This window comes from Rhizobium sp. R339, assembly GCF_002211395.1.
Classification (GTDB): Bacteria; Pseudomonadota; Alphaproteobacteria; order Rhizobiales; family Rhizobiaceae; genus Rhizobium.
Genome location: NZ_LOKV01000001.1, coordinates 535,637 through 558,089, shown reverse-complemented (window position 1 = coordinate 558,089; position 22,453 = coordinate 535,637). Strand labels below are relative to the sequence as shown.

General features: G+C 62.7%; 20 protein-coding genes. 10 read left to right on the top strand and 10 right to left on the bottom strand.

Annotation, left to right across the window (positions count from 1 at the left end):
• Positions 1–100 precede the first annotated feature (100 nt).
• The 5 genes from ATY76_RS02695 to ATY76_RS02675 all read left to right on the top strand — a co-directional run bounded on the left by ATY76_RS02695 (position 101) and on the right by ATY76_RS02675 (position 5,256).
• On the top strand, positions 101–1,345 hold the full coding sequence (locus ATY76_RS02695; protein ID WP_088673221.1) for a DUF3419 family protein: 1,245 nt from the start codon (positions 101–103) through the stop codon (positions 1,343–1,345).
• Positions 1,342–2,016, top strand: a complete 675-nt coding sequence (locus ATY76_RS02690; RefSeq protein ID WP_088673220.1) for a class I SAM-dependent methyltransferase — start codon at positions 1,342–1,344, stop codon at positions 2,014–2,016. Before ATY76_RS02695 ends, ATY76_RS02690 begins: the two co-directional genes overlap by 4 nt.
• Positions 2,017–2,143: 127 nt before the next feature.
• Positions 2,144–2,941: a GH25 family lysozyme gene (locus ATY76_RS02685; RefSeq protein ID WP_088673219.1), complete on the top strand. Its 798-nt coding sequence runs from the start codon at positions 2,144–2,146 to the stop codon at positions 2,939–2,941.
• Between the two features lie 88 nt (positions 2,942–3,029).
• A complete protein-coding gene (locus tag ATY76_RS02680; protein ID WP_088673218.1) occupies positions 3,030–4,253 on the top strand; it encodes a lytic murein transglycosylase in 1,224 nt (407 codons plus the stop codon).
• A 97-nt stretch (positions 4,254–4,350) separates the two neighbouring features.
• Positions 4,351–5,256, top strand: coding sequence for a DMT family transporter (locus ATY76_RS02675; protein ID WP_088673217.1), 906 nt, complete (start codon positions 4,351–4,353; stop codon positions 5,254–5,256).
• Positions 5,257–5,713: 457 nt separating this feature from the next.
• On the opposite strand, the gene metF is transcribed toward ATY76_RS02675, so the two are convergent.
• The 4 genes from metF to ATY76_RS02655 form a co-directional block, all read right to left on the bottom strand.
• Entirely contained in the window at positions 5,714–6,616 is a 903-nt protein-coding gene (metF, locus tag ATY76_RS02670) for a methylenetetrahydrofolate reductase [NAD(P)H] (protein ID WP_088673216.1), read from the bottom strand.
• 1 nt (position 6,617) lies between these two features.
• Entirely contained in the window at positions 6,618–7,643 is a 1,026-nt protein-coding gene (locus tag ATY76_RS02665; RefSeq protein ID WP_088673215.1) for a metalloregulator ArsR/SmtB family transcription factor, read from the bottom strand.
• 398 nt (positions 7,644–8,041) lie between these two features.
• Complete coding sequence (gene ettA, locus ATY76_RS02660; RefSeq protein ID WP_088673214.1) at positions 8,042–9,691, bottom strand: energy-dependent translational throttle protein EttA; 1,650 nt, start codon at positions 9,689–9,691, stop codon at positions 8,042–8,044.
• 98 nt (positions 9,692–9,789) lie between these two features.
• Positions 9,790–10,530 (bottom strand): ribonuclease, encoded by a 741-nt coding sequence (locus tag ATY76_RS02655; protein ID WP_088673213.1) that lies wholly within the window; start codon positions 10,528–10,530, stop codon positions 9,790–9,792.
• 158 nt (positions 10,531–10,688) lie between these two features.
• Between ATY76_RS02655 and ATY76_RS02650 the strand changes: the two genes are divergently transcribed.
• Genes ATY76_RS02650 through ATY76_RS02635 form a run of 4 tightly spaced genes read left to right on the top strand, consistent with a single transcriptional unit; the run spans position 10,689 to position 15,482 of the window.
• Positions 10,689–11,633 (top strand): alpha/beta hydrolase, encoded by a 945-nt coding sequence (locus ATY76_RS02650; protein ID WP_088673212.1) that lies wholly within the window; start codon positions 10,689–10,691, stop codon positions 11,631–11,633.
• Between the two features lie 17 nt (positions 11,634–11,650).
• Entirely contained in the window at positions 11,651–12,607 is a 957-nt protein-coding gene (locus ATY76_RS02645; RefSeq protein ID WP_088673211.1) for a DMT family transporter, read from the top strand.
• A gap of 17 nt (positions 12,608–12,624) precedes the next feature.
• Entirely contained in the window at positions 12,625–13,827 is a 1,203-nt protein-coding gene (locus ATY76_RS02640; protein ID WP_088673210.1) for a CaiB/BaiF CoA-transferase family protein, read from the top strand.
• Complete coding sequence (locus ATY76_RS02635; protein ID WP_088673209.1) at positions 13,824–15,482, top strand: thiamine pyrophosphate-binding protein; 1,659 nt, start codon at positions 13,824–13,826, stop codon at positions 15,480–15,482. Before ATY76_RS02640 ends, ATY76_RS02635 begins: the two co-directional genes overlap by 4 nt.
• Positions 15,483–15,551: 69 nt before the next feature.
• On the opposite strand, the gene ATY76_RS02630 is transcribed toward ATY76_RS02635, so the two are convergent.
• From ATY76_RS02630 to ATY76_RS02620, 3 genes are all read right to left on the bottom strand, one after another.
• The gene (locus tag ATY76_RS02630) at positions 15,552–15,896 is read right to left on the bottom strand and encodes a RidA family protein (protein WP_088673208.1); all 345 of its coding nucleotides are present in this window, start codon (positions 15,894–15,896) and stop codon (positions 15,552–15,554) included.
• A 71-nt stretch (positions 15,897–15,967) separates the two neighbouring features.
• On the bottom strand, positions 15,968–16,306 hold the full coding sequence (locus ATY76_RS02625) for a TIGR01244 family sulfur transferase (RefSeq protein ID WP_088673207.1): 339 nt from the start codon (positions 16,304–16,306) through the stop codon (positions 15,968–15,970).
• A gap of 73 nt (positions 16,307–16,379) precedes the next feature.
• The gene (locus ATY76_RS02620; protein ID WP_088673206.1) at positions 16,380–17,219 is read right to left on the bottom strand and encodes a DUF4432 family protein; all 840 of its coding nucleotides are present in this window, start codon (positions 17,217–17,219) and stop codon (positions 16,380–16,382) included.
• Between the two features lie 255 nt (positions 17,220–17,474).
• Between ATY76_RS02620 and ATY76_RS02615 the strand changes: the two genes are divergently transcribed.
• Positions 17,475–18,875, top strand: a complete 1,401-nt coding sequence (locus ATY76_RS02615; RefSeq protein WP_088673205.1) for a L,D-transpeptidase — start codon at positions 17,475–17,477, stop codon at positions 18,873–18,875.
• Positions 18,876–18,946: 71 nt separating this feature from the next.
• Here the strand turns inward: ATY76_RS02615 and ATY76_RS02610 are convergent, their stop codons facing one another.
• From ATY76_RS02610 to ATY76_RS02600, 3 genes are all read right to left on the bottom strand, one after another.
• Positions 18,947–19,645: a ParA family protein gene (locus tag ATY76_RS02610; RefSeq protein WP_088673204.1), complete on the bottom strand. Its 699-nt coding sequence runs from the start codon at positions 19,643–19,645 to the stop codon at positions 18,947–18,949.
• 226 nt (positions 19,646–19,871) lie between these two features.
• Positions 19,872–21,026 carry an iron-containing alcohol dehydrogenase gene (locus ATY76_RS02605; protein WP_088673203.1) on the bottom strand — a complete coding sequence of 385 codons (1,155 nt, stop codon included), beginning with the start codon at positions 21,024–21,026 and terminating at the stop codon, positions 19,872–19,874.
• Positions 21,023–22,408, bottom strand: coding sequence for an aldehyde dehydrogenase family protein (locus ATY76_RS02600; RefSeq protein WP_088673202.1), 1,386 nt, complete (start codon positions 22,406–22,408; stop codon positions 21,023–21,025). The genes ATY76_RS02605 and ATY76_RS02600 overlap by 4 nt, the downstream gene beginning before the upstream one ends.
• Positions 22,409–22,453 lie beyond the last annotated feature (45 nt).

Sequence of the window (22,453 nt, the reverse complement as noted above, 5' to 3'; positions counted from 1 at the left end):
GGAGGAGGATCCTTTCGAACGGCGCAGGCCCACAGCCCACGTCATCAAACTGTAGCAGTGGCGCGCTACACGCCCTGAACGCTAAAAAGGTGACAGACTCATGTCGGAATTTGCACCGGATGCCGGCTTCCGCAAGAACCGGAAACTCAAGGACGCCCTTCTCCGCCACAAGGCTTTTTCGAAGGATGGTTTTTCCGAGCGTCTCTTCGGTCTGCTCTTCTCCGGCCTCGTCTATCCGCAGATCTGGGAGGATCCGGATCTCGACATGCAGGCGATGGAGCTGAAGCCCAATCACCGCATCGTCACCATCGGCTCCGGCGGCTGCAACATGCTCGCCTATCTCTCCAAGGCGCCGGCCTCGATCGACGTCGTCGATCTCAACCCGCACCACATCGCGCTGAACCGCCTGAAGCTTGCCGCCTTCAAACATCTGCCCGGCCATGCCGATCTCGTCCGCTTCCTGGCGATGCCGAACGAGAAGTCGAACAGCCGCGCCTACGACCGGCATCTCGCCGCCAGGCTCGACGAGGCGACCCGCAGCTACTGGAACGGCCGCAAGTTCGGCCGCCGCCGCGTCACCGTCTTCGACCGCAACATCTACGAAACCGGCCTGCTCGGCCGCTTCATCGGCGCGGCCCATCTTCTTGCCCGCCTGCATGGCGTCAAGCTGCGCGAAATGACCAAGACCCGCTCGATCCGCGAGCAGCGCCAGTTCTTCGACGAACAGATCGCCCCCCTGTTCGAAAAGCCGGTCGTTCGCTGGATCACCGGCCGCAAGAGCTCGCTCTTCGGTCTCGGCATTCCCCCGCAGCAATATGACGAGCTCGCAAGCCTTGCCGACGATCATTCGATCGCGCCGGTGCTGAAGCACCGCCTGGAAAAACTCGCCTGTCACTTCCCGATGCGCGACAACTATTTCGCCTGGCAGGCCTTCGGCCGCCGCTATGCGGCCGCGGAGGAAGGCCCGCTGCCGACCTATCTGAAGCCGGAGCACTACGAAGTGATCCGCGCCAATGTCGATCGCGTCAACGTTCACCATGCAAGCTTTACCGAGCTTCTGGCCCGCGAGCCGGCGTCCTCGCGCGACCGCTACATCCTGCTCGACGCGCAGGACTGGATGACCGACGGGCAGCTGAACGACGTCTGGCGGGAAATCACCCGCACGGCGCGCGAAGGTGCCCGCGTGATCTTCCGCACCGCCGCCGAAAAGAGCATCATCGAAGGCCGCCTGTCTCCTTCGATCCGTGACCAGTGGGACTACTTCGAGGAGAAGTCGCGCGAGCTCACCGCGCTCGATCGTTCGGCGATCTATGGCGGCTTCCACATCTATGGGAAGAAGGCGTGAGCAAGGTCGGCGCCGAGACGGCAGGAAAGAGCGATCAACATGCCACCCTGATGGATGGCATGTACCGCTACCAGCGCCATATCTACGACCTCACCCGCAAATATTACCTCCTCGGCCGCGACAGCACGATCCGCAATCTCGACGTGCCTGATGGCGGCACTCTTCTCGAGGTCGGCTGCGGCACCGGCCGCAACATGGCCTTGGCCCACCGGCATTTCCCGACCGCAAAGCTGTTCGGCCTCGACATTTCCCAGGAAATGCTGATTTCGGCGCGCAAGACCTTCGCCACCAAGGCGACCATCCCGGAATTCCGCGTCGCCGACGCCACGGCCTTCACACCGCGCGAATTCGGCGTCAGCGGCTTCGACCGCATCCTCATTTCCTATGCCCTGTCGATGATCCCGGATTGGGAGCGCGCCGTCGATGCGTCGATCGCCGCACTCAATCCCGGCGGCCAGTTGCACATCGTCGATTTCGGCCAGCAGGAGGACCTGCCGCGCTGGTTCCGCCGCATGCTCCAGTCCTGGCTCGCCAAGTTCCACGTCACCCCGCGCTGCGATCTGCGCGAGGTGCTGGAAGCCCAGGCCGAAGAGAACAAGGCGCGATTGGTCTTCGAAACCGTCGGCGGCGGTTATGCCTGGCGGGCGGCAATTATCAGCAAGCGCTCATAATTCGCTTGAAACTAACCGATTTTTTACGTTGATATGGTGAAAAGAGGGTTATTCCTCTGCTGGGCTCGTCATTTTCGAAGGTCAGGCTGTGGGGCAAAGAGATCATTCGGTTCACGACGGGATACCCATGCGCCGGCTTTTGTTTTGCGTTCTGCCTCTGGCCATCATGCTCGCCGGCTGCTCCTCCTCCGGTTATGATTACCTCGAAACGGCATCGATCAAGCCGAAAATGCGCTTTAAGGATACCGATCCGCAGAATTTCGGCGAAAAGCACCCGCATCAGAATGATGTGCACGGCATCGACATCTCCAAATGGCAGGGCGATATCGACTGGGCGACGGTGAAGAATTCGGGCGTCGCCTTCGCCTTCATCAAGGCGACCGAGGGCAAGGACAGGCTCGACCCCCGATTCGACGAATATTGGCGCGAGGCGCGCGCCGCCGGCATCCCGCACGCCCCCTATCATTTCTATTATTTCTGCTCCTCGGCCGACCAGCAGGCCGACTGGTTCATCAGCAACGTGCCGAAGGAGGCGATGCGCCTGCCGCCGGTGCTCGACGTCGAATGGAACGGCGAATCGAAGACCTGCCGCTACCGTCCCGATCCGGCGACGGTGCGCGCTGAGATGCAGCGTTTCATGGACCGGCTGGAGGCCTATTATGGCAAACGGCCGATCATCTACACCTCGGTCGATTTCCACCGTGAGAATCTCGTCGGCTACTTCCCGGACTATCATTTCTGGGTGCGCTCCGTGGCCAAGCACCCCGAGGTGACCTATTCCGACCGCCGCTGGGCCTTCTGGCAGTATACCTCCACCGGCGTTGTTCCCGGCATCAAGGGGCCGACCGATATCAACGTCTTTGCCGGCAACGCAAAGAACTGGAACAACTGGGTCGCGACCGTTTCCAAGGATAGAAATTCTTAGTAACGTCTTTCAATCTTTCTTGCTTCCGTCACATTCCTCTGTGAAAGCGACGGGCATCCATTTGCTATTTGCTATAAGGACCGCATTCATGCACCGCTCGCTCGCAAGCCGCTCTGCACTCGCCCTCCTGTTTGCCCTGACCTTTGCCGACAGCGCGGCCGCCCAGCAGGCGCCTGCCGCCTCCGCTCCGGCGGCAGCGCCCTGCGGCGGCGATCTGTCCGCCTTCCTTGAGGGCGTCAAGGCCGATGCGATTGCCGCCGGCGCCAGTGCCGCGGCCGCCGACGAGGCGCTTGCCGGCGCCGAGATCGATCCCAAGGTGCTCAGCCGGGATCGCGCCCAGGGCGTCTTCAAGCAGACCTTCCTCGAATTCTCCCAGCGCACCGTCAGCCAGGCGCGCCTCGACATCGGCCGCCAGAAGATGAAGCAATATGCCGATGTCTTTGCCCGGGCCGAACAGGAATTCGGCGTTCCCGCGGGCGTCATCACCGCCTTCTGGGCGATGGAAACCGATTTCGGCGCCGTTCAGGGCGATTTCAACACCCGCAACGCCCTGGTGACGCTGTCGCATGACTGCCGCCGCCCCGAGCTCTTCCGCCCGCAGCTGATCGCCCTCATCGAAATGGTCCAGCACGGCGACCTCGACCCCGCCACCAATACCGGCGCCTGGGCCGGCGAGATCGGCCAGGTGCAGATGCTGCCGCGCGACATCATCGCCTATGGCATGGACGGCGATGGCGACGGCCATGTCCGCCTGAAGCAGAGCGGCCCTGACGCCGTCCTGACGGCGGCGAAATTCATCCAGCACCTCGGCTTCGAGCGCGGCCAGCCCTGGCTGCAGGAAGTCACCCTGCCCGACAATCTGCCTTTCGAGAAATCCGGCCTTGGCGGCACCATGAAGGCCAGTGACTGGTTCGCGCTCGGCGTCACCCCGCGCGACGGCAACACCGCCTTCGGCGATCTCGAAGGCGATCTCGTGCTGCCGCAGGGCCGCATGGGACCGGCCTTCATCGCCTACCCGAATTTCAAGATCTATCTCGAATGGAACAAATCGTTCATCTACACGACGTCGGCCGCCTATTTCGCCACCCGGCTTTCCGGCGCCCCGACTTATTCCAAGGGCACGCCTGAACAGGGGCTCGCCAACGAGCAGATGAAGACGCTGCAGACCAAGCTGCAATCGCTCGGCCATGATGTCGGCGAGATCGACGGCATCCTCGGCTCCGGTACGCGCGTTGCGATCCAGAAGGAGCAGCAGCGCCTCGGCATGCCGGCCGACGGCTGGGCGACGCCTGCCCTCCTCAACGCTCTCTGATCCCTGACAATTTTCCGCCACCCGCTTCGCAAGAAACGGGTGGCGCCGTTTTCCGCCTGCGCTAAGTCTGTACGAGGTTTTAGCTGGAGGACGCGGCGTGGACAGCAGAATGAATGCCTGGACCTGGGGGCTGCTGGTCCTGCTCGGCCTGATCTGGGGCGGCTCCTTTTTCTTTGCCCGCATCGCCGTCCAGCACGTGCCGCCGCTGACCCTCGTCTTCTTGAGACTACTGCTCGCAGCGACCGCGCTGCATGTCTATATTGCCGGCCGCTTCGATATCTATCCGATCCTCAAGGCCCGCTGGCGGGAATTCCTCATCCTCGGCGTCATCAACAATGTCCTGCCGCATGCGCTGATCTTCTTTGGCCAGACCCGCATCGGCGCCGGCCTTGCGGCAATCCTCAACGCGACGACGCCGATCTGGACCGTGCTCATCGCCAATTACCTCACCTCGGACGAGAAGCTCTCCTCGGCAAAGATCGCCGGCTGCCTCGTCGGCCTTGCCGGCACCATCGTGCTGATCGGCCCCAGCATCTCCACCGGCAGCGAAGCGCCGCTCTGGGCGCTGCTGCTTCCGGTGCTTGCCGCCGTCTCCTACGGTTTCGCCGCCACCTACGGCAAACGTTTCAAGGGCGTTCCCTCCCCCGTTACCGCCGCCGGCCAATTGACCGCCTCCTCGCTGATCGCATTGCCGCTGTCGCTGCTCGCCGATCGCCCCTGGGAGCTTGCCACGCCGCCGCTCGATGCGCTGCTTGCCATCCTGGCGCTGGCGCTGCTGTCGACGGCCTTCGCCTACATTCTCTATTTCCGGATCATGGCAATGGCCGGCGCCACGAACGCCTCGCTCGTCACCCTGCTGGTGCCGCCGGGGGCCATCCTTCTCGGCGTCCTCTTCCTCGGCGAAAGGCTCAGCCTCGCCGAATTCGCCGGCATGGCGCTGATCGGTTTCGGCCTCGTTATCCTCGACGGCCGCGCCTATCGCCTGTTGACGAAACCAGCCTAAGAACGGTTGCATTTCTCTATCTTTTCAACCTGTTGCATAGCCGCCATGTTTTGGGCGCATAGGTGAATCCGCAATCGCCTGATTTAACGCCGCGTTAAAATCTGTGAACAAAAATTAGCGATAAATTATCGTTTTATCTCAATAGCTTGAGAAAACGATCTTCGACTTATCCACCGGCCATTTCGGCGGTGCAGCATAAAATCCGCTTTCCAACCGACATATTTCAGACATAATATCGGCCGGTTAACGCGAGGAGACAGACATGGGACTCACGCAATCCTTGAATGTTCTGTTGGTCAGTGCGGCGTTCGCTTTCGTCCTATCCATGCTCTTCATCTGAGCCGGGATGACAAAAACGTAACGCTGATAGTGCCTAAACTCCCCTGATCAATCCGCCAATGAAAAAGCGCATGTCCCGCCCGACATGCGCTTTTCACTTTTGAGCGGAGACGAAAGATCAGGCAGCGGCGCCGGCGCTCTTTGCCGGGCGGCGGGAAAAGCCGAGGTTGTCGAGCACGGCGGAGACCAGCGGCGCGCGGTTCATCGTATAGAGATGGAACTCATCGATGCCACGCCGCACGAGATCCTCGATCTGTTCGGCGGCGACTTCGGCCGCGACCTTCGCCCGCTCTTCCGGCTTGTCGTCGTAGCCGGCGAAACGCTCGTCGAGGAAGGCTGGGATGATCGTGCCGCAGGCGCCGGCGAAGCGCTTCAGCTGCGTCAGGTTCTGGATCGGCATGATGCCGGGCACGATGGGAATCGAGACGCCGGCAGCCCGCACCCGCTCCAGATAACGTTCGAAATTGTCATTGTCGAAGAAGAACTGCGTCAGCGCCCGGTCGGCGCCGTTATCGGCCTTGCGCTTCAGCATCTCGATATCGGCGGCCGTATCACGGCTTTCCGGATGTTTTTCCGGATAGGCGGAGACCGAGATCTCGAAATCGCCGATCGCCTTCAGGCCGGCCACCAGCTCGGCCGCATTGGCGTAGCCGCCGGGATGCGGCTGGTAGGGCGCCCCCGCGCCGCCCGGCGCATCGCCGCGCAGCGCCACGAAATGCGTCACGCCAGCCTTGCGGAAGGTGTCGATCACCTGATGCGTCTCTTCCTTCGTCGCGCCGACGCAGGTCAGGTGCGAAGCGGTGGCAAGCGGCGTCTGCCCCAGGAAGCGCGTGACGGTCGACAGCGTCGGCGCCTTGGTGGTGCCGCCGGCGCCATAGGTCACCGAGACGAAATCCGGGTCCCAGTCCTGCAGCTTGCTGACGGTCTCCCAGAGCTGGCCTTCCATCTCTTCCGATTTCGGCGGGAAGAATTCGAAGGAGATCCCGATGTTGCGCCCGCGTGCTTCGTTGTTCAAAGCCATGTCATACTCTCCCGGCAAATGTAGGTTCGGCGCCTTCGCTTAGATGCGAAGCCATGAGGCGCCTCGGATCGCGCGCGAGCCAGACGGTGACCGTCAGCCCCTGCCCGCTCTGCTGACCCGGATGAAGATCGACGACCTGCTCGACATCGAGCCCGGTCTTGCGCAGCCAGTCGGACATCGCCTGGTGCGAGAAGCCGAGACGGACATGGGCATGTTCGTCGCGGAGATATTCGAGCGCGTGCGGCGCGAGGTCGATGACCACCAGCCGGCCGCCCGGCCGCAGCATGCGCGCCGCTTCCGCGATCGCAATCTCCGGCTGGTCGAAGAAATGCAGCACCTGATGGATCGTCACCAGATCGAAATCCTGTCCCTCGAACGGAAGGTTCAGGATATCGGCGTGGCGCACCGTCGCCTTGGTGATGCGGGATTTGTCGAGATTGGCGCGCGCCACGCTCAGCATGTCGCGGCTGGCGTCGACGCCGATGGCGCGGCGGTAAAGCCCCGACAGCAGCTCGAGGATACGACCGGTGCCGGTGCCGAGATCGAGCAGCGAATCGATCGGCTGGTTGCCGAGCAGCCGGATGACTGCGGCGTCCACTTCTTCGTCGGCCGCATGCAGCCGGCGAAGCTCGTCCCATTCCGCGGCGTTGCGGCTGAAATAGGCCTGGGCGCGTTCGGCGCGCTGGCGCTTGACCTGCGAAAGCCGCTCGCCGTCGCGAAGGATGGTCGGATCGTTCTCCGAGACATGCTTCAGCAGCGCCCGCACCAGCATGGCCGCCTTGCCGTCCTGCTTGAGCCGGAAATAGGCCCAGGCGCCTTCCTGATAGCGTTCGATCAGCTCGGCTTCGCCGAGCAGCTTCAGGTGGCGGGAGATGCGCGGCTGAGACTGGCCGAGAATTTCTGTTAGATCGGTGACCGTCAGATCGCCGCCATCGAGAAGCGCCAGAAGACGCAGACGCGTAGGCTCCCCGGCCGCCTTCAAGACGTCCACCAGCCCATCCAGTCCCAGCTTCAAAGGTTCGCTCATTACCCGCCCAATCAAGATATAAAGATATCTTTATGTGATTTGAAAAGCGGTGGCAAGCGACAATTCGCACTCTCCGCGAAATTGCCTGCTCAAATTGCGACAGAGCCCCAATGCATAATGCCCGAGCGCGCGCAGCGATTTCAAGAGGCCGATATCCATCAGAAACAAAGATTTAGACGCGCCGCATGAGTGAGATTCGAGGCGGCACGTTTATACAACAAAGCCCCGGACGAACCGGGGCTCAGCTTGTTGAAAACCTCTCTTTTGTCGCGACCCCATCCTCGGCCTTGTGCCGAGGATCTGCTCCGCATCGACCGTCGCAGATGCTCGGGACAAGCCCGAGCATGACGAAAGAGGAGTTGGCGACCTCGGTCGCAGGCCTGACCGACAGGAGGCAATCAGCGCGTCAAGCGCTTATGAGCCTGGCTGCCCGGGTTCAGCGCATCGGGGCCGAGGCGGCGGACCTTGTCCTGTTCGTAATCCTCGAAGTTGCCTTCGAACCATTCGACATGGCCCTCGCCTTCGAAAGCGAGGATATGCGTCGCCAGGCGGTCGAGGAACATGCGATCGTGGCTGATGATGATGGCGCAGCCGGCGAAGTTCTCCAGCGCGTTTTCAAGCGCGCCCAGCGTTTCCGTGTCGAGGTCGTTGGTCGGTTCGTCGAGCAGCAGAACGTTGCCGCCTGATTTCAGCATCTTGGCGAGGTGCACGCGGTTGCGCTGGCCGCCCGAGAGATTGCCGACCTTTTGCTGCTGATCGCCGCCCTTGAAGTTGAAGGCGCCGCAATAGGCGCGGGAGTTCATGTCGAACTTGCCGAGCTTGATGATTTCGGCGCCGCCGGAGATCTCTTCCCAGACCGTCTTGTCGGCGGCAAGCGCGTCGCGGCTCTGGTCGACATAGCCGAGATGCACGGTCTCGCCGATGCGGATCGAGCCGCCGTCGGGCTTTTCCTGACCGGTGATCATCTTGAACAGCGTCGTCTTGCCGGCGCCGTTCGGGCCGATGATGCCGACGATGCCGCCCGGCGGCAGCTTGATCGACAGGTCGTTGATCAGCGTGCGGCCTTCGAAGCCCTTGGTGATGCCTTCCATCTCGATGACCACCTGGCCGAGACGCTCGCTGACCGGGATGATGATCTGCGCGTCGCCGGGACGCTGCTTCTCGGCGGCCTCCACCAGCTGCTCGTAGGACTTGATGCGCGCCTTGGACTTGGCCTGACGGGCCTTCGGGCTGGAGGCGATCCATTCCTGTTCGCGACTGATCGCCTTCTGACGCCCGGCCTCTTCGCGGTTTTCCTGCAGCATGCGCTTGGCCTTCGCCTGCAGGTAGGCCGAGTAGTTGCCTTCATAAGGAATGCCGCGGCCGCGGTCGAGTTCCAGGATCCAGCCGGTGACGTTATCCAGGAAGTAGCGGTCGTGGGTGATCATCATCACCGCGCCCGGATAGTCGCGCAGGTGCTTTTCGAGCCAGGCGATGGTTTCGGCGTCAAGGTGGTTGGTCGGTTCGTCGAGCAGCAGCAGATCCGGCTGCGACAGCAACAGGCGGCAGAGCGCGATACGGCGGCGCTCACCACCCGAAAGCGTGGTCACATCCGCATCGCGCGGCGGGCAGCGCAGGGCTTCCATCGCCATCTCGACCTGGCTTTCCAGATCCCAGAGATTCTGGCTGTCGATGATATCCTGGAGCTTCGCCCCCTCTTCCGCCGTCTCGTCCGAATAGTTCATCATCAATTCGTTGTAGCGATCGACGATGGCCGTCTTGGAGGCAACGCCTTCCATGACGTTCTCGAACACGGTCTTGGCGGGATCGAGCTGCGGCTCCTGCTCGAGATAGCCGACCGTCGCACCCTCGGCGAGCCAGGCTTCGCCGGTATATTCCTTGTCCTTGCCGGCAATGATGCGCAGCACGGTGGATTTACCGGCGCCGTTCGGGCCGAGGATACCGATCTTGGCATCGGGGTAGAAGGAAAGGTGGATATTCTCCAGGATCTTCTTGTTGCCATAGGCCTTGTTGAGGCCGGACATGTGATAGATGAACTGACGTGCCATACTGCGCTGCTCCGGGCGGGAAACTTCGATTGTGCCGCTATGTAGGCGAAACAGCGCCTGCGGGCAACGCCGAAACCCGGTTTACGCAGGATTTCCGGTCAGAAGCCCGCAGCGTCGACGACGCCCTCATTGCAGCCGAACGAGGTTTTTCCCGCTCCCTGGATCAGATCGCCGAGCGCCGCGGTTTTTGCCGATGCCGTCCCCGCGTCCTGGGAAAGCCCGATCGTCAGCTCGCTGATCACCCTGACATTGCCGGCCCGGCGGCAGCTCATCTTGACGCGGTCGCCGGCCCCCGGGCCGAAGCTCTTGTCGAAAGCCGCCTTGATCGCCTCGGCCTTGACCGTCTTGCCGATATTGGCGGCAAAGAGATCGCGCACGGCCGAGGCATTGAGTGCGGTTAGTAGATGCATGCTGACGCCGAAATAATCTTCCGCACTCATCTTCGTGCAAGTGCCGTGCTTGACCCATTCATGCCGGTCCAGGCCGGATTGCGTGCCGGGCATCGCTTTTGCGAGGGCGGCTTGCGTCTCGGACGCCAGCGTCACCGCCGGCAGCTTGTTCCAGTCGCCGTCCTTGTCCACGCTTTTCTGGTCGTCGCTCACGCCGCAGTAATCCTGCTTCATCGGCCAGAGCCCGTGCAGCGAGAAGTTCGTCGCATCAGGACGCTCACCTGTCTGGCTCGCGCATTCAGCCTTCTTCTGGTTGGTCTGGCAGAAGGCGGGCTGCCAGCTCGCAGCCAGAATGAAGCGGGTGCGTCCGCCGCCCTCCTGCGCCGTGGCGGCGCCGGCAAGAACCATCGACACGGCAAACGCCAGGGAACGCAACTGCATGCTGATCATTTCAACCCCCAAAAGAACAATACAGGAACAAATAAGCACGAAGCATGAAAGCCCGCAACCCTGAATCGCAGCAAGGCCGTAAAATTGTTATCGGATAAATCAAGCGCTGATGTTGCATTTACTGGCCGATCTGGTCTCTTGCGACAGGGAGGATCTGCATGTTTTCAGATACGCAAAGGCTGGCCTTGCCGGAGGCGTCGCTCGCCTATCACAATGCCGAGGCCGCCGGCCCGGCGCGCGGGATCCTGCTGATATCGCACGGGCTTGCCGAACATTCGAAACGCTACCCGGTCTTCGCCGAGGCGATGGCGGCGCGCGGCTATCATGTCTATGCCCATGACCACCGCGGCCATGGCGAGACGACGGCGCCCGACGCGCCGATCGGCCGCTTCGCCCGGCGCGGCGGCGTCGACAGGGTGATCAGCGACGTCATCGCCATGCGCACCCATGCGGTCTCCCGCCATCCCGGCTTGCCGGTGATCCTTTTCGGCCATTCGATGGGCGGCCTCATTGCCCTCAACGCCGCCGTCACGGCGCCGGCCGATTTCGACGCCGTCGCTGTGTGGAATTCGAATTTCGCCGCCGGCCTTGCCGGTCGCGCCGCCCAGGTTATCCTCCTTGCCGAGCGCATGCTGAAAGGCTCGGACGTGCCGAGCGGCCTCCTTCCCAGGCTCACCTTCGGCGCCTGGGGCAAATCCATTCCCGGCCGCCGCACGGAATTCGACTGGCTGTCGCGTCTTCCCGCCGAAGTCGACAAATATGTCGCCGATCCGCTCTGCGGTTTCGAGGCATCGGTCTCGCTCTGGCTCGACGTCTTCGAACTGACCTTCCGCGCCCCGCAGAGGATCCACCTCGACCGGCTGCCGCGCGACATGCCGATCCATCTCGTCGGCGGTGGACAGGACCCGGCGACGGAAGGTGGAAAAGCCATCCTCTGGCTGTCAAACCATTTGAAAGGCCGGGGCTTCTCCCGTATCAGCACATTGATATATCAGGATATGCGGCATGAAACGCTGAACGAACTCGGCGCGGATGCCGCGATCGCAGCCTTCGCGGATTGGTGCGATGAAACCGTCGCCGGGCTGCGCGCGACCAAATCCTGAGCAACAGGGAACCCATCATGCCGAGCACCGCCGCCCGCCCCGCTCCTTCCGCCTCCGAGGTGACGACGGGGCTTGCGCTGATGTTTCTCTCGGTGATGGTCTCGCCCCTCATCGATATCTTCGCCAAGCTCGCGGTGGTGACCGTCCCCTCCGCCGAGATCACCGCTGCCCGTTTCGCCGTCCAGGCGCTCTGCATGCTGCCGATCGTGATCTGGCGGCGCTGCTTCATCGATTTTTCCTGGCGCCAGAACCTGTTCCACGCCATCCGCGGCGCGATCATCACCGTCTCGATGGTCTCCTTCGTCACCACGCTGAAATATATGGCGGTCGCCGATGCGATCGCCATCTTCTTCGTCGAGCCGATCATGCTGACGATCCTCGGCGGCATTTTCCTGAAGGAAACGATCGGCTGGCGGCGCTATACGGCCTGCGGCGTCGGCTTCTTCGGGGCGATGCTGATCATCCAGCCGAGCTTCCAGGAGGTCGGCTACGTCGCGCTGCTGCCCGTCGTCAGTGCGCTCTGCATCGCGACCTTCGTCCTGATGACCCGTGTCCTCTCGCATCGGGAAGACCCCTGGTCGATGCAGTTCCAGATGGGCATCTGGGGCCTCATCTTCTGCACCATCCTGCTTCTCGTCGGCGAAGGAAGCGGCTCCGATATCTTCGATCCGGTCATGCCCGAAGGCAGCGCCTGGTTCTATCTCGCCGGCGTCGGCGCCACGGCCGCAACGGCCGGCATCCTCGGCGTCTATGCCTATCGTGCAGCACCGGCCTCGACGCTCGCGCCACTGCAATATTTCGAGATCGTCTCGGCGACGATCTTCGCCTGGCTTGTTTTCGGCGACTTCCCGGACGCCATCAAATGGCTCGGCATCATGATCATCATGGCGTCGGGCTTCTACATCCTCTGGCGCGAGCGCCGCTTTGCTTCAAAGCCCGTATCCGATACATCTGAGGTGACGCTGGCGCCATAGACATTGCCGGGAGGAACATGACGGAGACCGTGACCAAAAAGCCGCCGCTTGCCGGCATCAGGGTGATCGAGCTTGCCCGCGTGCTTGCCGGTCCCTGGGCAGGGCAGATGCTTGCCGATCTCGGCGCCGATGTCATCAAGGTCGAAAATCCCGACGGCGGCGACGATACGCGCCAATGGGGTCCGCCCTTCGTCGAGGGTGCGGACGGCGAAAACCTCTCGGCCGCCTATTACCACGCCGCCAATCGCGGCAAGCGCTCCGTCACCGCCGACCTGAAAAGCGCGGAAGGCCAGGATCTCGTCCGCCGCCTGGTTGCGTCAGCCGATGTGGTTATCGAGAATTTCAAGCTCGGCGGCCTCGTCAAATATGGGCTCGATTACGACAGCCTGCGCCGGATAAATCCAAAACTCGTCTATTGCTCGATCACCGGCTTCGGCCAGACCGGCCCCTATGCCAGCCTCGCCGGCTACGACTATATCGTCCAGGGCATGTCCGGCTTCATGTCGATCACCGGCGAACCGGGCGGCCAGCCGATGAAGGCGGGTGTCGCGATCGCCGATATCTTCACCGGCATCTATGCGGTCTCCGCCATCGAAGCCGCTTTGATCCATGCGCTGAAGTCGGGCGAAGGCCAGCTGATCGACATGGCGCTGCTCGACGTGCAGTCGGCCGTGCTCGCCAATCAGAACATGAACTACCTCATCTCCGGCGCCGCGCCGACCCGCCTCGGCAATGCCCATCCGAATATCTCGCCTTACGAGGTCGTGCCGGCGGCCGACGGCTATTTCATTCTCGCGGTCGGAAACGACGGCCAGTTCCGCCGCCTCTGCGCCATCCTCGGCCTGGACGCGATATCAGGCGACGAGCGTTTTTCCACCAACAAGGCCCGCGTTGCCAATCGCGGCGAGGTGCGCCGCCTCATCTCCACCGAGACGCTGAAATGGCAGAAGGCGGATCTCCTGAAGGCCTGCGAGGAGAATGCGGTTCCATCGGGCGCGATCAACACGATCGAAGAGATGTTCGCCGACCCGCAGGTGCAGGCCCGCGGCTTGCGCATCGACCTTGCCGATGCCGCCGGCACCCTCATCCCGGGCGTCAGAACGCCGATCGTGCTGTCCGAGACGCCGCTGCATTACATCAGGCCGAGTCCGCGTCTCGGCGAACATAACGAAGAAATTCTCACCGAACTCGAAGAGCGCGAGAGGAAGGCATCGTCATGAAGAAGACCGGCGGGGAACTGATCGTCGAGGCGCTGAAGGCGAACGGCGTCAAACGCCTCTCCTGCGTGCCCGGAGAAAGCTTCCTCGCCGTCCTCGATGCGCTGCGCGACAGCGATATCGACGTCCTCGTCTGTCGCCAGGAAGGCGGCGCGGCGATGATGGCGGATTGCTGGGGCCGGCTGACCGGCGAACCCGGCATCTGCATGGTCACCCGCGGCCCGGGCGCCACCAACGCCTCCGCCGGGCTGCACATCGCCAGGCAGGATTCGATCCCGATGATTCTCTTCATCGGCCAAGTGCAGCGGGAAGCGCGCGAGCGCGAGGCCTTCCAGGAGGTCGAGTTCCGCCGCGCCTTCACCGAATTCGCCAAATGGGTGGGTGAAATCGACGACGCCGCCCGCATTCCCGAATTCGTCACCCGCGCCTTCGCGGTCGCCACCTCAGGCCGTCCCGGCCCCGTCGTGCTGACGCTGCCGGAGGACATGCTGCGCGACGAGGTGGAGGCACCCCGCGCCAAGCGCTACACCCGCGTCGAGGCCCATCCCGGCCGCAGGCAGATCGACGATTTCTATCTGCGCCTGCTAAAAGCCGAGCGACCGATGGTGATCCTCGGCGGCACCCGCTGGGATGCCGATGCCGTCGCCGATTTCGCAAGCTTCGCCGAGCGCTTCCAACTGCCCGTCGGCTGCTCCTTCCGCCGGCAGATGCTGTTCGATCATCTCCATCCCTGTTATTCAGGCGATGTCGGGATCGGCATCAACCCGGCGCTCGCCAAGGAGATCAGGGAGAGCGACCTTCTGATCCTGCTCGGCGCCCGCATGTCGGAAATGCCGTCCTCCTCCTACACGCTGCTCGACATCCCCTACCCCCAGCAATCGCTGGTCCATATTTATCCCGATGCCTCCGAACTCGGCCGCATCTACCGCCCGGATCTCGCCATCTGCGCAGCGCCTTCCGATTTCGTCGCGGCACTCGCCGATCTGGAAGCGCCGGCCGAGCCGCACTGGGCGGAGCGCACCGAGCGTATGCATCAGGCCTATCTTTCCTGGTCGAAGCCGCCGGCGACGGGTCCAGGCGCCGTCCATATGGGGCCGATCATGGAATGGCTGGAGGCCAACACCGGGCCGGAGACGATCTTCACCAATGGCGCCGGCAATTACGCGACCTGGCTGCACCGCTTCCATCGCTTCCGCCGCTTCAACACGCAAGCCGCCCCGACCTCCGGCTCGATGGGCTACGGCCTGCCGGCCGCCGTCGCCGCCAAGCGGCTCTTTCCCGAGCGGGAGGTCATCTGCTTTGCCGGCGACGGCTGTTTCCTGATGCATGGCCAGGAATTCGCCACCGCCATCCGCTACGGCCTGCCGATCATCGCAATCGTCGTCAACAACGGCATGTACGGCACGATCCGCATGCATCAGGAGCGCGAATATCCCGGCCGCGTCAGCAGCACAGATCTGACCAATCCCGATTTCGCCGCCCTTGCCCGCGCCTATGGCGGCCACGGCGAAACCGTGGAAACCACTGAGGAATTCACCCCGGCCTTCGAGCGGGCGCGCCAAAGCGGCAAGCCGGCGATCATCGAAGTCAAGCTCGACCCCGAAGCGATCACGCCGACCAGAACGCTCTCGGAAATCGCGCAAACAAAAAGCCGGTGAGTCCGTGGCTGGCTCCATTCAGAGTCAGTCCGGAACCCACCGGCTTCAGCCGATCAAACGGCAGGACTTTTAGTCGAGCGCGGCCGTGACGATGAACTCGACCTTGTACTTCGGCGCAGCGAGCTTGGCTTCGCTGGTGGCGCGGGCCGGCGGATTGGCCGGATCGATCCAGGCTTCCCAGGCTGCGTTCATCTCGCCGAAATAAGCGATGTCGGAGATATAGACGAGGGTCTGCAGGATCTTCGACTTGTTGCTGCCGGCGGCGGCCAGCAGGCGGTCGACCTCGGCCAGCGCGGACTTGCACTGATCGGTGACGCTTTCACCTTCGCCGACCTGGCCTGCGAGATAAACCGTGTTGCCGTGAATGACAGCGCCGCTCATGCGCGCGCCGACGTCGATACGCTTAATGCTCATCATAGTCTCCTGAGTGAATGGAAAGTGGCGGCGCTGCAGTGCAGCGCCGGAAATCAGCGCCTAATGGCGGTTTAGCTGCGGATATGGTGCGTCTTCTGATAGATCGCCGTCGAGCGGGCGCCCGAGCGGCAATAGCCGAGCATCGGCCGCGGGAATTCGTCGAGCGCATCGACCATGCCCTGCACCGCTTCCTCGGTCACGCCCATCGGCCCGACCGGCACGTGGGAGATCTCGAGACCGAGCTCCTTGGCGCGCGCCTCGATCACGGAAAACGACGTCTGGTCGGGGCTTTCGTGGTCGGGACGGTGGCAGACGATCGATTTGAAGCCCATCGCTTTGATCTCGTCGAGATCCTCGAGGGTGATCTGACCCGAAACCGAATATTCATCGTCGATCTGGCGAATATCCATCGTCTTGTCTCCTGATAAATCGTGGGCTGAAGGTCTACGACGGGAGGCCGTAGAGCGTCAACAAACACTTCGCTTACCGGAAGGCAAAGCTCAGCGCATAGCTGCGGCTTTCGCCTGATGCCAGCATGTTGAACTCGCCGGCGGCCTCGAGTTCGTCGCGCAGGACCCAGCGGTGCGAGACGGGCTCGATGCCGATGATATGGGCCGGCGCCTTCTGGTTCCGCCAGACCTGCAGATAGGGCAGCGTATCGGCACGGAAACGCACACAGAGCGTCCTGTCGCCGATCGCGGCGATCGGGCCGAGCTGGACTTCCGCGAACCCCTCCTCCGTCGCTGTCGCCGGCACGCAGAAGATGCCACCCGGTTCCTCGCCGAAGGTCCATGGAAAGCCGCCGTTCTCCAGCATAGGCCCTTCGAGCCGCGTACCGTCGTCCAGCCACTTGCCGCCGGTGTTGATGTGATACATCAGGAAGGTCGGCACCGTCTGGTCGCTGGTATTGACGACGCGGTCGTCGAGGCGCACCTCGCCGGTCGCCCCGTCGATCCGCCAGAGCCGCTCGATGCGCTGCGGCAGCCCCTCGACGGTGGTGATGTCGATATCGGCGCGGCATTCGGCATTGCCGTTCTCGAACTTCGTCCACAGCACCTTCGCCGCATGGCCGGAGGCCGATCCGTGCAGCGGATAGACCTTGCCGTCGGCCCGGCCGGCGATCGGCTGGCGATGGCGGATATGGTCCGGCCCGCAGGTGAAGAGGAAGCCTTCGAGCGAGTGATCGATTCGCGGATCGCCATCGTCTGGAATGGCGCGCTTCGGCGCGATATCGACGCCCTCGACGACGCATCCGCCGATATCCAGCACCGATGTTTCATCCAGCATCAGGCGCGGCCCGCTTGCGGCGGCAAATTCGATCATCGCAGTCTCCTCAAAGCTTTATCGGCCGTCGTACGGTTAGGTTTTGCACTGCCATTCGTCAATCGGCGCGGTTCCCGTCTTGCGCTTTTGCCGCAACCATGGATTTTGCGGAACTGAGGCGAAGAGGCAAACGTTTATGAGTAAAAGGAAATCTTAGTGATTTTCATATTTTGTTCAGCACGGTTTCATAAATTCCACACTAGCGTCAAAATTCGCGGGTGTGTGTCTGCCCAGTCACTGTTCGAGGTGTGAGACGTGAATCGCTTTTTGAAGTCGGCATTTTCCGTTGCGGCCGTGCTGGCGGCCCTTGCTGCCGCAGCGCCCGAGGCAGGCGCGCAGCAGTTCCGCGACCGGCGCCAGGGCGACATCGTGCTGGTCACGCCGAACGGCGAGATCCTCGATTACGTTCCGCAAGGTTTTGCCTATGCCCGCGACCGCAGCGGCAACCGCGTGCTGATCGACGGCTACGGCAATATCGTCGCCACCGAGATGCGCGCCCGCGGCTATTATCCGCCGCGCCCCGGCCCGCGCGACGGCTATGCCGACCAGTACGGCAACGATCCCTATTATGCCGATGACAACCAATACGGCGATACGCGCTATTCCGAGCGCGGCGCAGTCACCGGCGGCATCCCGCGCGATGCGGCGATCGAACGCCAGCCGCTCGGCGAGCAGCCCTATCCCGACGACAACAGCATCGGCAATCCGCAGTCGGGCGACGACTATGCCTCAATCGATCCCGACCAGCAGATCCCGCCCGCCGATGCGCCGAGAACCGCGCCCGAAGAGCCCGTCATCACGCTCAAGGACAAATCGAAGCCGGAGATCGTCGCGCTGCAGGTCTTCCTCGATCGCGCCGGCATCTCCCCCGGCGTCATCGACGGCCATATGGGATCGAACGTCACCAAGGCGATCTATGCCTATGACCAGATGACCGGCTCCAAGCTCGATCCAAACAATACCGACGCCATTCTCGAAGAACTGCGCATGACCGGCGGCCTGCCCGTCGTCAGCTACACGATCACCCCGGCCGATGCCGCCGGTCCCTTCGTCGCGGAGATCCCGGAAGACTATTCGCATAAGGCGCTGCTGCCGTCGCTCGCCTTTACCTCGACCACGGAAATGCTCGCCGAGCGCTTCCACATGGACGAGGCCTTCCTCAAGGAGATGAACCCCGGCGCCGATTTCAGCGTTCCCGGCACGGTGATCAAGGTCGTCAATCCCGGCGAAGCGAAGACTGGCGAAGTTGCCCGCATCATCGCCGACAAGGGCCGCAAGCAGGTCTTCGCCTATGACGGCGCCGGCAATCTGCTCGCCGCCTATCCGGCATCGATCGGTTCCACCGACACGCCCTCCCCCTCGGGCACCGTGACGGTCGAGCGCGTCGCATTCAATCCCGGCTATACCTATAATCCGAAGATCAATTTCCAGCAGGGCGCCAACGACAAGATCCTCAACATCCCGCCCGGCCCGAACGGCCCGGTCGGCACCGTCTGGATGGCGCTCTCCAAGCCGACCTACGGCATTCACGGTACGCCCGAGCCTTCCAAGATCGGCCGCACCCAGAGCCATGGCTGCATCCGCCTGACCAACTGGGATGCGACCGAACTCGCCAAGATGGTCAAGCCGGGCGTGACGGTGGAATTCGTCGACTGACCTCCATCGCTGCAATGTGAAAAAGGCCGCCGGATCAATCCGGCGGCCTTTTCGTTTCAATGCAGAGATAGTCAGGCCGCCGTCGCCATGCGGGCCGAGGCCGGCAGCCGGACCGGCAGCTTGCGCATCATTTCCTCGGCGAAACAGGTGGCGTTCTCGCGCGCCTTGTCGAGATTGCTGACGCGCGTGGGATCGATCGTGTGTAGTGTGCCGCCACAGTCGAAGATGTCGCGGAAGGCCGAGCGTTCGATGATCGCCGTATCCAGAACCGGCACGTGACGCTCGCTGAGCAGCGACTTGACGAGTTGCAGCGCCCGGGTCGTCACCATCGAATTGACGCGGGTCAGCACCACCGAATGGCCGATCTTGATGCCTGCCTTCTCGTCCAGATATTGCAGCAGTTCGAGCACCTGTGCGCCGCCGCGCGCGTCCATCGCACAGCCCTGGATCGGGATCAGCACGTGGTCGGAAAGGCCGACGGCGGTGGCGAGCAGCGGATTGCGCGCGCCCGGCAGGTCGACGATGAAATAGTCGGTATTGTGCTTGTTCTCGCTGATATGCTGCGGCAGCGAGGCGGTGGTCACGAAATCGATCACCGACACATTGGGCACATGGCCCGAGATCTCATGCCAGCGTGAAATCCAGTGCTGCGGATCGGCGTCGAGAATGGTGACGCGGAAACCCTTGCGGGCAAGCTCTGTCGCGAGCAGGAGAACAGCGGTCGTCTTGCCGGCGCCGCCCTTGGTGTTTGCGAAAGTAATGACTGGCATATCAGGTCCTCGGAGGGAAATGGCGCGAGCCGGCATCGCTCTTTTGCGCACTGTCGGAGCATCGTGCGGTTAAGCCATCCTTTACAATCATGGTTAACAAATTCCGAACGCGCCCGGCGAAATTGCAGCCGGTATTTTTCACATCCCTAAAACTCAGGATGCCACCGGAACAAAAAAGCCCGGAAAGCCGAGCTTTCCGGGCCAGTATGAGATCCGCCGTCAATTCTCAGAAGCAATCCCTGAACAACGCCTTGGTATTTTCGAGCGTCATCGCAACCGGGTTGCCACCGGCACTCGGGTCCTCGATCGCCATGGCCGACAATTCGTCGATGCGGTCGGGGGCGATTCCCATCGCCGTCAGCGTTTCCGGCACGCCGAGGTCGGAACGAAGCTTCAGCACATAATCGTAGAAGCCGTCGAAGCCGCCTGATATGCCCAGATAGGCGGCCGCACGGCCGATCTTCTCCTCGATCGCGGCGCGATTGAAGCGCAGCACCGCCGGCATGACAACCGCATTGGTCATGCCGTGATGGGTGTTGTAGACCGCGCCGATCGGATGCGACAGCGCATGGATGGCGCCGAGCCCCTTCTGGAAGGCGACCGCGCCCATGGCGGCGGCCGACATCATGTTGGCGCGGGCTTCGAGGTCGGTTCCTTCCCTGTAGGCGCGCGGCAGGAATTCCTTGACGAGCCGCATGCCTTCCAGCGCAATGCCCGCCGACATCGGATGATAGAAGGGCGAGGAATAGGCTTCCAGGCAATGGGCGAAGGCATCCATGCCGGTGCCGGCCGTGATGATCTTCGGCATGCCGACCGTCAACTCGGGGTCGGAGATGACAACGCCCGGCAGGAACTTCGGATGGAAGATGATCTTCTTCACATGCGTTTCGGAATTGGTGATGACGCTGGCGCGGCCGACTTCCGAGCCGGTGCCCGCCGTCGTCGGCACGGCGACGATCGGCGCAATGCCCTCGACGCTGGCGCGCGTCCACCAGTCGCCGACGTCCTCGAAATCCCAGACGGGGCGCGACTGGCCGACCATGAAGGCGACGCACTTGCCGAGATCGAGACCCGAGCCGCCGCCGAAGGCGACGACGCCGTCATGGCCGCCGTCCTTGAAGGCCTTGATGCCGGCTTCGAGGTTTTTCTCGTTCGGGTTCGGATCGACTTCGGCGAAGGTCGCCCGGCCAAGGCCGGCATCTTCGAGGATATCGAGCGCGTTCTTGGTGATCGCCATCGAGGCGAGGCCGCGGTCGGTGATGAGCAGCGGCTTCTTCATGCCGAGGCTCTTGCAGGCATCGGCCAGTTCCTTGATGCGGCCCCGGCCGAGCTTGACCGATGTCGGATAACTCCAGTTTGCGGTGATGTTGCTGCTGCTCATGCTGTGACTTTCTTCAGGTGGAAGGATTTCGGGCGCGTCAGATTCTGGAAGCCGATGATCGACAGCGAGCCGCCGCGGCCGGTCTCCTTAACGCCGGTCCAGCAGAGCGCCGGATCGAGGTAGTCCGCGCGGTTCATGAAAACGGTGCCGGTTTCGATCTCGCGGCCGAGACGCCCTGCCCGCTCGGCATCTTTGGTCCAGAGCGAAGCCGTCAGCCCGTATTGGCTGTCGTTCATCAAGGCGAGTGCCTCCTCGTCGCTCTTCACCTTCATGATGCCGACCGCCGGACCGAAGGTCTCCTCGCGCATGAAGGCCATGGAATGGTCGACATCGACGAGGACCTGTGGTGCCAGATAGGCGCCGCCGTCATCCTGCGGGAAAAGCTTCGGATCGACCAGCGCCTTGGCGCCCTTCGAAACCGCATCGGCAATCTGCTCGCGCACCACCTTGGCGAAACGCTTGTTCGCCATCGGCCCCAGCGACGTCTCGGGATCGAGGGGATTGCCGAGCTTATAGTTCGAAACCCAGGCGACCGACTTCTCGACGAAAGCGTCGTAGAGGGATTCGTGCACATAGATGCGCTCGATGCCGCAGCAGCACTGGCCGGAATTATAGGTGGCGCCGTCCATCAGCGTATCGACGGCCGCATCGAGATCGGCGTCTTCCATCACATAACCCGGATCCTTGCCGCCGAGTTCGAGGCCGAGGCCGGTAAAGGTGCCGGCGGCGGCCCGCTCCATCGACCGCCCGCCTTCCACCGATCCGGTGAAGTTGACGAAATTGAAGCTGCCGGCGGCAATCAGCGCCGAGGTCGTCTGATGATCGAGGAAGACGTTTTGGAACACATCTTCCGGCACACCCGCTTCGACGAAAGCCTGCATCAGCCGCTCGCCGACGAGCAACGTCTGCGACGCATGTTTCAGCACCACGGTATTGCCGGCCATCAGCGCCGGCGCGATCGTGTTGATCGCCGTCATGTAGGGATAGTTCCACGGCGCGACGACGAAGACGACGCCATGCGCTTCTCGCTCGATGCGGCGCTCGAAACGCTCGCTTTCCTCGACGACGAGAGGTGCCAGCGCATCGGCCGCGATCGAAGCGACATAATTGGAGCGCTCGTTGAAGCCCTTATATTCGCCGCCGTACTTGACCGGCCGGCCCATCTGCCAGGCAAGCTCCGGCACGACGATGTCGGACATCTCGTTCAGCCGCGCGACACCCTTCAGCACGAGCTGAACGCGCTCTTCGAGCGGCCGTTTCGCCCAGGCCTTCTGCGCCTTGCGGGCGCGCGCCACCACATCCTTGGCGGCGTCGAGCGAAAGCGCCGGGCGCTCCGCGTAAACCGATCCGTCGATCGGTGAAATGCATTGGATCATTGCCATGATCGATTTCCGTCCTCGTATTGATCAAAAATTCCGTCGGAGCCG

Excerpts from the sequence above, each read along its gene's own strand:
- ATY76_RS02695 (WP_088673221.1), top strand. The coding sequence starts at position 101 with ATGTCGGAATTTGCACCGGATGCCGGCTTCCGCAAGAACCGGAAACTC.
- ATY76_RS02685 (WP_088673219.1), top strand. The coding sequence starts at position 2,144 with ATGCGCCGGCTTTTGTTTTGCGTTCTGCCTCTGGCCATCATGCTCGCC.
- ATY76_RS02680 (WP_088673218.1), top strand. The coding sequence starts at position 3,030 with ATGCACCGCTCGCTCGCAAGCCGCTCTGCACTCGCCCTCCTGTTTGCC.
- metF (WP_088673216.1), bottom strand. The coding sequence starts at position 6,616 with ATGGCTTTGAACAACGAAGCACGCGGGCGCAACATCGGGATCTCCTTC.
- ATY76_RS02665 (WP_088673215.1), bottom strand. The coding sequence starts at position 7,643 with ATGAGCGAACCTTTGAAGCTGGGACTGGATGGGCTGGTGGACGTCTTG.
- ettA (WP_088673214.1), bottom strand. The coding sequence starts at position 9,691 with ATGGCACGTCAGTTCATCTATCACATGTCCGGCCTCAACAAGGCCTAT.
- ATY76_RS02655 (WP_088673213.1), bottom strand. The coding sequence starts at position 10,530 with ATGATCAGCATGCAGTTGCGTTCCCTGGCGTTTGCCGTGTCGATGGTT.
- ATY76_RS02650 (WP_088673212.1), top strand. The coding sequence starts at position 10,689 with ATGTTTTCAGATACGCAAAGGCTGGCCTTGCCGGAGGCGTCGCTCGCC.
- ATY76_RS02645 (WP_088673211.1), top strand. The coding sequence starts at position 11,651 with ATGCCGAGCACCGCCGCCCGCCCCGCTCCTTCCGCCTCCGAGGTGACG.
- ATY76_RS02640 (WP_088673210.1), top strand. The coding sequence starts at position 12,625 with ATGACGGAGACCGTGACCAAAAAGCCGCCGCTTGCCGGCATCAGGGTG.
- ATY76_RS02635 (WP_088673209.1), top strand. The coding sequence starts at position 13,824 with ATGAAGAAGACCGGCGGGGAACTGATCGTCGAGGCGCTGAAGGCGAAC.
- ATY76_RS02630 (WP_088673208.1), bottom strand. The coding sequence starts at position 15,896 with ATGAGCATTAAGCGTATCGACGTCGGCGCGCGCATGAGCGGCGCTGTC.
- ATY76_RS02625 (WP_088673207.1), bottom strand. The coding sequence starts at position 16,306 with ATGGATATTCGCCAGATCGACGATGAATATTCGGTTTCGGGTCAGATC.
- ATY76_RS02620 (WP_088673206.1), bottom strand. The coding sequence starts at position 17,219 with ATGATCGAATTTGCCGCCGCAAGCGGGCCGCGCCTGATGCTGGATGAA.
- ATY76_RS02610 (WP_088673204.1), bottom strand. The coding sequence starts at position 19,645 with ATGCCAGTCATTACTTTCGCAAACACCAAGGGCGGCGCCGGCAAGACG.
- ATY76_RS02605 (WP_088673203.1), bottom strand. The coding sequence starts at position 21,026 with ATGAGCAGCAGCAACATCACCGCAAACTGGAGTTATCCGACATCGGTC.
- ATY76_RS02600 (WP_088673202.1), bottom strand. The coding sequence starts at position 22,408 with ATGGCAATGATCCAATGCATTTCACCGATCGACGGATCGGTTTACGCG.